The organism is Bacillus sp. RCC_6_1, assembly GCF_041360755.1.
GTDB lineage: Bacteria > Bacillota > Bacilli > Bacillales > Bacillaceae_G > Bacillus_A > Bacillus_A cereus.
Genome location: NZ_JBFUPV010000001.1, coordinates 581,574 through 593,316 on the forward strand (window position 1 = coordinate 581,574; position 11,743 = coordinate 593,316).

The following is an 11,743-nucleotide window of genomic DNA, read 5'->3' on the forward strand; positions in this document are numbered from 1 at the left end:
TTTTGTTTTCATCTAAGTTTTGTACTGTAAGGTCATTTAAACACAGCTGTTTATATATCGTAAAGAAGTATTTTCATTCCCTTTATTTTCAAGCTTTCATGTCCTTATTTCAAAATATAATCCGATTCACTTTATCGATTGAAATATCTACATATCACAACAGAAAACACTACTTTCAAATAACCAATGAAGTTATATTAGTATAATTTTTAACCCCATATGCAATTATGCATAGCATATACACAAAAAGGATAGCTTCATTTTCGCGAAGCTATCCTTAAAAAATTTTCTTATTTTTTCAAATGATATGGAACTGTCGTAATAACAACATTTCTTTTATAAAGTAAATACGCACGTATAAGTAAACTGGATTGATTATGAAGAATGTTATGCCAACCTTTTTTCGGAATGAACTGTGGTATAACGACCGTAACACGGTAATTCGATTCACTTGCCTTATATTGCACTGTATCGATAAACTTCGTTAGCGGCTGAATAATACTTCTATAATGAGAATGTAATGTAACAAGCCTTACTTCAGGTTGCCACTTCTTCCATTTCTCCTCAAATTTCTTTTCCTCTTCTCTGTCAAAAGCAACATATACTGCGATAACTTGATCTGCCGAAAGCGATTTCGCATAGTTCAATGAATTTTCTACTACATGCGTCATACCTGCTACAGGAACGACAATTACATTCCCCTCAATTGGAATAAGAGGCTCGCAAGTTTTTAAACTTAATTGATCACCCACTGCATCATAATGCTTCTTAATTCGATGGAATAAGAAGATAATAACTGGTAAGAAAATAAGAATCGACCAAACTTGTGCAAATTTAGTTAAAAAGAACATGCTCATTACGATAAAACTAATAACTGCACCAATTAAATTAACCGTTAATCTTAAAGCCCATCCTTCAGGCTTTTCGCGAAGCCATTTTAATACCATCCCTGTTTGAGAAAGTGTAAATGGAATAAATACACCTACTGCATATAGTGGAATTAAATGTTCTGTTTGTCCTTGGAAAGCTACAATTAAAATAATCGAAGCAACTCCAAGTATAATAATACCGTTTGAGTAACCTAGGCGGTCTCCTCTAATCGTAAACATTCTCGGTATGAATTTATCTTTTGCAAGGTTAACCGCTAATAAAGGAAATGCAGAATAACCTGTATTAGCAGCAAGAATTAATATTAAAGCTGTTGTACCTTGTATGAAATAGTACATGAAATTACGTCCAAATGTTTGTTCAGCAATTTGAGAAACAACTGTTACTTCTTTACTCGGAGTCACTCCGTAATAATAAGCTAAAAATACAATTCCTGAAAATAACACAGCAAGTAATGCACCCATTGCAAGCAATGTTTTTGCAGCATTGTTTGGCGCAGGATCTTTAAAGTTCGGAATTGCATTTGAAATTGCTTCAACACCTGTTAAAGCAGAACTACCTGATGCAAATGCTCTTAGTAATAAAAATAAACTAATCCCTGCAACTGGTGTACCAATTGGCGCATGTAAAGTGGGTGAAACATGACCAGTTAAAATATTATATATGCCCACACCAATTAATATAAATAGTGCTAAAACGAATAAATAAACAGGATATGCTAAAACGGAAGCTGATTCCGTTACTCCCCTTAAATTTAATATCGTAATTAATATAACAAATATAACCGCAATAATTACGTTGTGTGCATGTAAGCTAGGAAACGCAGACGTAATTGCATCTGTACCAGCGGACACACTTACCGCAACAGTTAAAATATAGTCAACTAATAAAGATCCTCCAGCAATTAAGCCTGGATTCATCCCTAAATTTTCTTTTGATACAACATACGCTCCCCCGCCATGCGGATAAGCAAAAATAATTTGACGATAAGATAAAATAAGGGCTGTCAATAATACTAATACCCCAACAGCGATCGGAATGGAATACCAATAAGCGATCGCTCCAACACCTGCTAAAGCAATTAAAATTTGCTCTGGACCGTAAGCAACTGATGACAATGCGTCAGAAGATAAAATAGCTAAAGCTTTCGTTTTATTAAGCTTTTGTTCTCCAAGCTCCGTTGATTTTAACGGTCTTCCAATTAAAAATCTTTTAATAGATGAAACCAATGCTGTCCACTCTCCAATAATTTTGTACGAACTTTTCTGCTTGTTGCAGCCAGTAAACTATTTACTCAGAAAACAAAAAATGTCTACAAGCCATAGCGAAATAGACTTGTAGACATTATTTTTTTTGTCGCACAAGCTCCACCTTCCTTCTCAATATAACGCTTACGAGGTTAGCTGTCGGATTCGGGCCTATGAGTAGCCCTACCTTTTTTAAGGATTCACCCCATCGGATTATGTACTAATCCGTAAAAACGGGTCCCCCGTACCATGCGGTTTCAGCGATTTAGAAAATTGAAACTGTGGATTATAATACTCCTTTATTTTCAAAAAGTAAACAAAAATTTTTAATAAGAAAAAAATTAAAATGATTGTGCATAATCCACTGAGAAATATACATAATGAATACTAAAAAATCCGCAAAGGAGACCCCTATGTCTAAAGAAAAGAAGCCTATTTTTTCCGATTCATATTTAGATGCAGTAGCAAATGAAATTAATCAGTTATATGGTAAACGTGAACAGGAAATAAATTTGACAGATAGAACGAAAAGAAATAAATAATTTGTCATACAAAAAAATAAAAAAGATAGCAATACACTTATATATTGCTATCTTTTTTATTTTTTCATACATCTAATTCTATTACAGATCTGTTAAAGGTCATCTCTTCATACACCTTTAAATTTTGATATATAGTGCCTAATAATGGTGCCGCTATAGAAAATTGCTCTGCTACATCCAGTAAATATCCTTGCAAGTGCTTCCCTTCAATAAACGAACCCTTCTCCATATCACGTTGCATCGATGACTTCATATCATACGAAATTTTATCAATTGTTTTCATATGTTCCTGGGCAATATTAACCTTTATTGGAGCTCCTAATACTTTCATAATTTGTACAGATTCCTCAAATACATTACGGATAAAATCACGGCCGCCTTCACTTTCACGAATTGGTCCAATTGGTGCACGCATTAACGTTGTCACACCGGACATTACAGTAATAAATAAATATTTATGCCACATATCTTGCGTAATATTTTCACTTAAAACAAAACTAGATTTCGTACCTGCAAATGCTTTAGAAATATGCTTTACTCTCTCTGAATTTTGAGACTTAATTTCTCCAAACACAAGTCTGTTGGCAGCGCTAGTTTGTACAATTTCTCCTTGATCGTTTAACGTCGTCTCGATAAAGCATAAACCGCCAAGTACTTTTTCTTCGCCGAATTCTTTTTGTAATAGTGATAAATGAGCGATACCATTTAACAATGGAATGATTACAGTACCTTCGCCAACAAACGGCTTCAAATCTTGAATTGCCTCGTTTAAGTGATACGCTTTTGTTGAAAATAAAATGACATCAAATGGAGAAGTTCTCTCTTCCTTCGTTATTAATTTCGGTTGAAAGGAAAAATCCCCGTTAACACTTCGGATTACAAGTCCTCTTTCCTCTAATTGTTTTTTCCGTTTACTACGAACAAGAAATGTAACATCTTCTCCCTTTTCGACTAATCTGCCACCAAAAAATCCTCCGACTCCACCAGCGCCTAATACTAAAATCCGCATACAGCATCCCCCTTTTCAAAATACAATTTTATAACTTTTAGTATACATAACATTATACATGTCCTCTGCTAAATAAGCTGAATTTTCACTCTCAATCGAGTATAAAACAGTGGTTATTTTCAAATAAATTTGGGCATGTTGTTTCTATAGCATATATGGAAAGGAAACAATGTAGATGGAGGCCATACAAGCAATTGAGGAAAAAGATGTAGCAACAGCTATATTTCAATTTATATTCCCGTTTTCGTTTAAAGCTGGATATGAACAAAATATGTTCCCTTTCTTACAAAAAAACGATTTCCGTCCTTTTCGGCTCGATCATCTCTATGATGAAAATACATATTATGGGGAGTTTAAAGTTTCACATCAAAATATGGAAGCATACTATCTTTCATTTACAAATAAAATTCTCTTTCCTCACTCAGAGCATCAAAAGGGCTTGCAACGTTATTCAAAGGACCTTAACTTAACTGGACATTTAACAACAAACCTTATTTCAATCCCATTCAAGATACACTCTATTGATGTAACACTTTGTCCTTATGAACTTGGCTTCTTAACAATTCGAACAGAAGTAAACACTGCTCCAAGCATGACTTTATCTGAAGCAATCGAATTCGCTGCTCGCTTCCGTGTACTTGAAACTAAAAATGATACAAATGAGACTATTTGTATTGAATGTAACGGAAAAAAGTATTCCCAAGTTGAAAAATTCATTTTTGGTTATTTATTTCATGGCGTAACTGATTTCTTTGAAAAGAAGAGATTACGAAGTTCATACTTTCAAACCTTCCCATTCTTCGAAGACCAAAGAATGTACGTCCAAACTTTATTGTCACTAAAAGAAGGTATGGAACTTAATGAAGTGGATGTTTATCGTACTTCTAGTCTTTCCGGATTAACAAGTGATGGTAAGCCATATGTGAGTGCAAATAACCTTCCTTACATTCATGACTATTTAAAAAAACACGCTTACCAGAGATGGGCTCCAAATCGTTATTTCATAATGGAAGAACATATTTTTACATGTGTAACAAATGAAGGAGAACGCGAAATCGCTAAACTTGCTAGTCAAATGTATGGAGAATTTTATTACGCTTTATTATTAAACCTATTCCATAAAATTGTTTTATTAAAAATGGCAAACGCCTATGCTGAGCTAAACATTGAAAAAGATACTAATGAAATAGAGAAATTAATTTATTCGATCAATTCGTTCACTGCTAATTATTTTTCTTTAGAATTAGTATCCCAATCACAAAGTGAAGATATTTTCTTCCGCTTAAGAAAACTTTTTAATATTGAGGTTCTATACTCGAACGCGAAACAAAATCTTGATAGTTTGTTTAAATATCAAGAAAATGTCGCCTCTAAAAAAGATAGCCTTTTATTATTAATTTTAACGCTCTACTCTGTAGTGGGCCAAATGTTAGGGTTTACTATGATTGACCTTTTAAGAAACACCGATTCAAACAAAATATCGTCACCTCTTGAATTTTTCGCTCTATTAATCGCGATTAGCGGCATTGTCATTTCACTTATTTTAGGAGCCCAAAGTTTATACCAATGGGGTTTACAGCATAAACGAAGAAAAGCTTGGGTAAAACAAACTGTACTTTCTGCCGTTAAAGAGAAAGAAGATAAAAATTAAAGAAAGTTATTTTCAAATTCTTGGTGCGCTGCAGTAAGTGAAATTTTTATCAGCGATTTTCCGATTATATCGGCGCAACTCGAAATATATCAGCGCAACTCAAAATATATCAGCGATTTTTTTAATATATCGACTTACCGACAAAAACCGACAAATAAAAGGGCCGGATAATAAAAAAAGGGTGCTCCAAAATTAAACTTGGAGTACCCCTTTTATTATACGAATTCAGTTTACTTCCCTGCTTCGCTTTGCTCTAATGCAGTAGCTACTTGCTCTTCCGTTAATTCATGTTGTATTACGTAGCGGTTACGTGGACTTACACGACATTCATGAGAACATGCACGTAAATATTTCGCTTCGTTTTCTTCAGAACATAAGATTTTCTTATTACATTCTGGATTTGAACAGTTTACATAGCGCTCACAAGGTTCACCTGTAAAGTGGTCTTTACCAACGATAACATGTTCTTTTTGGTTTACTGGTACAGCGATACGCTCATCGAACACGTAACATTGTCCATCCCAAAGCTCACCTTGTACTTCTGGGTCTTTTCCGTACGTTACAATTCCGCCGTGAAGCTGACTTACATCTTCATAGCCTTCACGAACTAACCAACCAGAAAACTTCTCACAACGAATTCCGCCTGTACAATAAGTTAAAATCTTTTTACCTTCAAGTACTTCTTTGTTTTCACGAATCCAATCTGGTAATTCACGGAAGGATTCGATATCAGGTTTAATCGCACCTTTGAAGTGACCTAAATCAAATTCATAATCATTTCGTGCATCAATGATAACTGTATCTTCTTGTTTCATTGCTTCATAAAAATCTTTTGGCTCTAAATACTTCCCAGTTATTTCGTGCGGGTTAATGTCATCTTCTAGACGAAGTGTAACTAACTCTGGACGAGGACGCACGTGCATTTTCTTGAATGCATGACCATCAGCTTCATCTATTTTAAATACGATACCGTCAAAACGTGGATCATTGTTCATTGCTTCCATGTATTTCTCTGTTTGTTCTACAGTTCCAGAACAAGTTCCGTTAATACCTTCTTTTGCTACAAGAATTCTTCCTTTTAATTCAAGTGAATTACAAAATGCTAAATGCTCTGCCGCGAATTCTTCTGGGTTTTCAATTGTTGTGTACATGTAATATAGTAATACTCTGTATGGTTTTGTAGTTGCCAATGTATTTCTACCACCTATCTAATTTTTTAAATCATGTATAAGTTAACGTTCATATCAAAACATATATAATAAGAAAATGAATCCCATTTTCTTTTCTTTATACTATTTTCTATCAGTTAACAAAAATAAAAAACAAGATTACACACCAAAACACTATGGTTATGTTGTAATCCCAATATATTATATATCATACAAATGCAATTCCATCAATTAATATGCTGTATTATCGGCTTTATGTTCACATAAATTTCAAAAACAGCCCTTTAATTCACTATGTTTCCCCACGTCATCACACCTTAAACTCCCAATTCATTTTACGTTATCACACCATCCATTGCATAAAGGCATATAATTTGCATTAAGGAAACTTTCGTGTTCAAATGAAATTACCATATAATATATTTAAATGTATTGAAATAATGAGTAAGAATAAATACAATAATTTCATCAAGTTAACATTTTAAAGGGGAAAACTACTATGAATAAAGATATAACAAAAGATGAACATCTCCCTTCTGAAAGTACAACTGTACAATCAGCTCACTTAGCTTTAAGTGGAGAAACAAAAGGCTGGAAAAGACTGTTACCATTTTTAGGACCCGCTTTTATCGCGTCCGTTGCTTATATTGATCCTGGCAACTTTGCTACAAATATCGCAGCTGGTTCACAATATGGATATTTACTATTATGGGTTATACTCGCTTCTAACTTAATGGCTGTATTAATCCAAACTTTATCAGCTAAATTAGGAATTGCTACAGGAAACAATTTACCCGAAATAGCTCGTGAAAACTTTCCAAAGCCTGTGTCTATCGGCTTATGGATACAAGGTGAACTAGTTATTATGGCTACAGATTTAGCGGAATTTATTGGAGCTGCTTTGGGGCTTTACTTACTATTTGGAATCCCGATGCTACCTGCCGCTTTAATTACTGCAGCCGGATCATTTATTATTCTTGAGTTTCAACGTAGAGGATTTCGTCCACTAGAAGCTATTATTACAGGAATGATTTTCATTGTAGTAATTGCTTTTGGGATTCAAGTTTTTTATGCAAAACCAGAATTAAGTCCCCTTCTTTCAGGACTATTTATTCCAAAATTCCAAGGTGTAGACAGTATATTACTTGCAGCAGGGATTTTAGGTGCAACAGTTATGCCACATGCAATATACTTGCATTCTGCATTAACACAACGCCGCGTGGTCGGAACAACTGACGAACAAAAGAAAAAGATTTTTCGTTTCGAATTTATCGATATTATTATTGCAATGGTTATTGCTGGAGCAATTAATGCAAGTATGTTAATTGTTGCTGCTGCACTATTCTTTAAAAACGGCTTGCACGTTGAAGATTTAGATGTTGCTTACACTCAATTTACCAATTTAGTAGGTCCTGTATCGGCTGCATTATTTGGGATTGGACTTTTATCAGCAGGACTATCTAGCTCTTCTGTCGGTACAATGTCGGGTGATATTATTATGCAAGGTTTCATTCGCATGCATATTCCGTTATACTTACGCCGATTTATTACAATGATTCCACCATTAGTTATTATCGCTTTAGGTGTAAATCCAACTTACGCTCTAGTCATGAGCCAAGTCGTCTTATCATTCGGTATTGCATTTGCGCTAGTACCACTTATTATGTTTACAAGTAACAAAAAGATTATGGGTGCACTCGTTAACCACCGTATAACAACATTTATCGCTTGGATAATTGCAGCACTCGTTATCATTTTAAATATCTTCTTACTGTATCAAACATTTGTAGGATAATGAAAAAGGGTATTCCAATTTTAATTTGGAATACCCTTTTTGGATGAAATGATTTTCTTCTAGTTACCACTTATGTATGTCCCTCTTTCTGGCATCATGACACCATTTTCAGTTCGAAAGTAAAGTGGCAATCCTTCCGCAAAAAACATACTTACCTTGGACGGATTTTGCCTTTGATGATGGATATGTAAATGTGGCTCACTTGAACTTCCTGAGTTACCGACTTGAGCAAGAAATTCTCCTTCATTTACACGTTGTCCTTCTCTAACTTTAATGGACCCTTTCTTTAAGTGGGCAAGAATCAAAAATGTCTCTGTTTCATCTATCCGTAAATATATGTAATTCCCTGCCATTGACTGAAAATCATCCAATCCGGGAATTAAATCTTTTTCATCATTATTGATTGATACAACCGTCCCAGAAGCTGGTGCCATTACTTTCGCTCCATATATTCCGTAATCCTCTAACTTACTACTTTTCACTTCAGCAGGTGGAATGAGGATATCATATGCCCACCTTTCATTTGGCTTTATAACATGATAGTTCGTTTCTAACTGATCACCGCCCCAGCCTATTAATGCTCGTTCATTCAAAGGAACACGAACTACTGCTTTAGGACTCATAGATTGTATATCTGCTGGGTAAGCAATTCTACCTATATTAGCAAACCAACCGACAGGCCAAGCTCCAATGATAGAAAACAGAATGATTAAAAATAGCGTTCTATCTATCCGCTTTCTAAAAATGCCTTTCCAAAAAAATATTATTACTGATCCTACCAAGAGGAAAACTGAAATAAAACTAAAAGCCTGAATACTCCACCAAACAAAAACTGATGTAACACCATTAGCTACATAAACTAAGATCCAACTTATAATTAAAAAAGAAACTATAATCACTAATAAAAATTTCTTCCACATGTCGCATCCCTACTCTCATATCCTTTTTCTCAATGATACAAAGTAAAAATTACGACATATAAAAGAAATACTTACGACTTTCTTACTTTTTTATACTGCGGTAATTTCACAGTGAAAACTGTTTCTTTATCGTTACTACGTACAGTTAGATCCCCTTGATGGAGCTCGGCTATACTTTTTGAAATTGCAAGCCCCATTCCTTTCCCACCAGTATAAGAACTACGTGATTTTTCACTACGATAAAATTTCTCAAAAACGTAAGGAAGGTCCTCTTCCGGAATACATTGTCCAAAATTTTTAATTTCTACTTCAACATTCATTGTTTTATTGGAAATTCCAATTGCAATTTCCTTTCCATCTTTTCCATACATAATACTATTACCTATTATATTTTCAAATAGTCTCACTATAAGTGCCACATCAACTTCTACATACAGCACTTCATCACTTTTAATATAAAAGCTCATATTAGCATCATCTAATTGTGGTACAAAGCCAATCATGATTTGTTCAATTAATGCTTTCATATCTACTTCATCTTTATGTAATTCAATCTCTCTATAATTTATTTGACAGTATTCTAATAAATCATCTACTTGATGTTTTAATTCATAACTTTTTCGCTTTAATATACTTACATACTGTTCACATTCTTCTCCATTCGAATGGAGTTTATTTCCTAACAGGTCCGCATAACCGATTAAAGATGTTACTGGCGTTCGTAAATCATGAGAAATATTACTAATCATTTCATTTTTCATTTCCTGTGATTTTTTTTCATTCTCGATAGACTCTTTTAAACTTTTGGCCATTCTATTTACATTCGTCGCTAATTCACCAATCTCGTCATTTTTTGAAATAGGTATATGTACTTCAAAATTACCATTACTTATTTCCTTCACGTTCTTATTAATTTCAGACAATCTTTTCATCATTGTTTTTGTCATACATGCAAAGTATGTCGTAGTAAAAATCAAAAAAACTATAAAGTATAAAAATGAATATTTTTCCTCTAATGCATTAACATGACTATATATATTTCCAACTAAAATTTGAAGCACTATTATACTTACAGTCGCTAACAAGATGCTACATATGAAAGCTAAAAAAAATTTCGCCCTAATACCCTGTAAAGACCTAATCTTCAATTTTATATCCGACTCCCCAAACATTTTGTATAAACTTCGGTTCTTTTGGATTCTCTTCAATTTTATTTCTCAATCTTGCAATATGAACCATTACTGTATTATTACTTTCATAGGCTCTTTCGTTCCAAACGCTCTCATATATTTCTTCAATTGTAAACACACGATTCCTTGCGGCTGCCATTAAGTGTAAAATATCATATTCAGTTTTCGTAAGATTCATTGTTTCTCCATATAACATTACAGTTCTCGACACTTCATCTATTTCTAAACCTCTAATATTTATTTTCTTTTCCATTACTTGGACAGCATTTTGGTTGAAATATGTATACCTTCTTAATTGAGCTTTCACTCTTGCGATAAATTCAATTGTACTGAACGGCTTCACAATATAATCATCTGCCCCAGTACTAAATCCAATTACCTTATCGACATCCGATGATTTCGCGCTTAAAAACATAATTGGTAAACTATGTTTCTCTCTAATCCTTCTACACAATTCTATCCCATCCATTTGTGGCATCATAATATCCAAAATAGCAAGTTGAATACTGTTATTATTTATTATTTCTAAAGCCTCTTCTCCGTTATGAGCACTAAAAACTTTAAAACCTTCTTGCATTAGATTCACTTTTATAAATTGAACAATATCTTGATCATCATCTACAATTAAAATTGAATTTTTCTCCATATACAAACCTCTTTTTGAAATATATTCCACAATCAATTTTATCATAAATTAAAACCATACTCCCCTCTTGAATAATCTTTATTTTCAGACTAGATTATATAATAACAACACATTCTAGTTTCAAAAGAAATGGAGTGAAAGCATGTTTCCTATATTGAAAACAGACCGACTCATTTTAAGAGAACTTACCGAAGAAGATGCACCGCGTATACTACAATGCTTTTCTAATACTAATGTACTGCGCTATTATGGCCAAAAACCGTTACAAGATGTTGATCAAGTGAAACAAATCATTCATAACTTTAAGTTGAGTTACAATGCAAGAAGCGGTATAAAATGGGGAATCGAATTAAAAGACACGAAAGAACTCATTGGTACCATTGGTTTTCACGATTGGTCTTCTGAGCATAAACGAGCCAATATAAGTTATGCCTTTTTGCCTGAACACTGGGGAAAAGGATATGCGACTGAAGCTGTTTCTGAGGTTATATCATACGGTTTCCATACGATTCATTTAAAGCGGATTGGAGCAATTGTATTTCTTGAAAATGAAGCTTCCAATAAAGTACTATTAAAATTAGGCTTTGAAAAAGAAGGCGTTCTAAAAAATTATATGTATCAAGATGATGTCCCATATGATACGAATTTTTACGCTTTATTAAAATCGGTTTAATAGAATTCATGTG

10 protein-coding genes and 1 riboswitch are annotated in these 11,743 nt (G+C 33.7%); of the genes, 4 read left to right on the plus strand and 6 right to left on the minus strand.

The features are described from left to right. Positions 1-290: 290 nt before the first annotated feature. A complete protein-coding gene (locus AB6801_RS02890) occupies positions 291-2,117 on the minus strand; it encodes an APC family permease (protein ID WP_000254887.1) in 1,827 nt (608 codons plus the stop codon). Positions 2,118-2,261: 144 nt separating this feature from the next. After that, a riboswitch (cyclic di-AMP (ydaO/yuaA leader) is annotated at positions 2,262-2,408 on the minus strand. Between the two features lie 140 nt (positions 2,409-2,548). Here AB6801_RS02890 and AB6801_RS02895 point away from each other — a divergent pair. Beyond that, the gene (locus tag AB6801_RS02895) at positions 2,549-2,677 is read left to right on the plus strand and encodes a hypothetical protein (protein ID WP_000031873.1); all 129 of its coding nucleotides are present in this window, start codon (positions 2,549-2,551) and stop codon (positions 2,675-2,677) included. 64 nt (positions 2,678-2,741) lie between these two features. Here AB6801_RS02895 and panE read toward each other — a convergent pair whose 3' ends face one another. Further along, positions 2,742-3,686, minus strand: a complete 945-nt coding sequence (gene panE / locus AB6801_RS02900) for a 2-dehydropantoate 2-reductase (protein ID WP_001221896.1) — start codon at positions 3,684-3,686, stop codon at positions 2,742-2,744. 175 nt (positions 3,687-3,861) lie between these two features. Between panE and AB6801_RS02905 the strand changes: the two genes are divergently transcribed. Next, positions 3,862-5,337, plus strand: coding sequence for a hypothetical protein (locus AB6801_RS02905; protein WP_097999014.1), 1,476 nt, complete (start codon positions 3,862-3,864; stop codon positions 5,335-5,337). A 230-nt stretch (positions 5,338-5,567) separates the two neighbouring features. On the opposite strand, the gene trhO is transcribed toward AB6801_RS02905, so the two are convergent. Then, entirely contained in the window at positions 5,568-6,527 is a 960-nt protein-coding gene (gene trhO / locus AB6801_RS02910) for an oxygen-dependent tRNA uridine(34) hydroxylase TrhO (RefSeq protein WP_097999013.1), read from the minus strand. A gap of 478 nt (positions 6,528-7,005) precedes the next feature. On the opposite strand from trhO, the gene AB6801_RS02915 reads away from it, so the two are divergent. Next, entirely contained in the window at positions 7,006-8,301 is a 1,296-nt protein-coding gene (locus tag AB6801_RS02915; protein WP_001030677.1) for an Nramp family divalent metal transporter, read from the plus strand. Positions 8,302-8,360: 59 nt separating this feature from the next. On the opposite strand, the gene AB6801_RS02920 is transcribed toward AB6801_RS02915, so the two are convergent. The 3 genes from AB6801_RS02920 to AB6801_RS02930 form a co-directional block, all read right to left on the minus strand. After that, complete coding sequence (locus AB6801_RS02920) at positions 8,361-9,221, minus strand: M23 family metallopeptidase (RefSeq protein WP_000265535.1); 861 nt, start codon at positions 9,219-9,221, stop codon at positions 8,361-8,363. Between the two features lie 71 nt (positions 9,222-9,292). Then, complete coding sequence (locus tag AB6801_RS02925) at positions 9,293-10,393, minus strand: HAMP domain-containing sensor histidine kinase (protein ID WP_114160070.1); 1,101 nt, start codon at positions 10,391-10,393, stop codon at positions 9,293-9,295. After that, entirely contained in the window at positions 10,359-11,057 is a 699-nt protein-coding gene (locus tag AB6801_RS02930) for a response regulator transcription factor (RefSeq protein WP_000414526.1), read from the minus strand. Before AB6801_RS02930 ends, AB6801_RS02925 begins: the two co-directional genes overlap by 35 nt. A gap of 142 nt (positions 11,058-11,199) precedes the next feature. On the opposite strand from AB6801_RS02930, the gene AB6801_RS02935 reads away from it, so the two are divergent. Next, positions 11,200-11,730: a GNAT family N-acetyltransferase gene (locus AB6801_RS02935; protein WP_000483976.1), complete on the plus strand. Its 531-nt coding sequence runs from the start codon at positions 11,200-11,202 to the stop codon at positions 11,728-11,730. Positions 11,731-11,743: the final 13 nt, after the last annotated feature.

Coding starts and splice junctions, on each gene's coding strand:
- AB6801_RS02895 (WP_000031873.1), top strand. CDS start 2,549: ATGTCTAAAGAAAAGAAGCCTATTTTTTCCGATTCATATTTAGATGCA.
- panE (WP_001221896.1), bottom strand. CDS start 3,686: ATGCGGATTTTAGTATTAGGCGCTGGTGGAGTCGGAGGATTTTTTGGT.
- AB6801_RS02905 (WP_097999014.1), top strand. CDS start 3,862: ATGGAGGCCATACAAGCAATTGAGGAAAAAGATGTAGCAACAGCTATA.
- AB6801_RS02915 (WP_001030677.1), top strand. CDS start 7,006: ATGAATAAAGATATAACAAAAGATGAACATCTCCCTTCTGAAAGTACA.
- AB6801_RS02920 (WP_000265535.1), bottom strand. CDS start 9,221: ATGTGGAAGAAATTTTTATTAGTGATTATAGTTTCTTTTTTAATTATA.
- AB6801_RS02925 (WP_114160070.1), bottom strand. CDS start 10,393: ATGTTTGGGGAGTCGGATATAAAATTGAAGATTAGGTCTTTACAGGGT.
- AB6801_RS02930 (WP_000414526.1), bottom strand. CDS start 11,057: ATGGAGAAAAATTCAATTTTAATTGTAGATGATGATCAAGATATTGTT.
- AB6801_RS02935 (WP_000483976.1), top strand. CDS start 11,200: ATGTTTCCTATATTGAAAACAGACCGACTCATTTTAAGAGAACTTACC.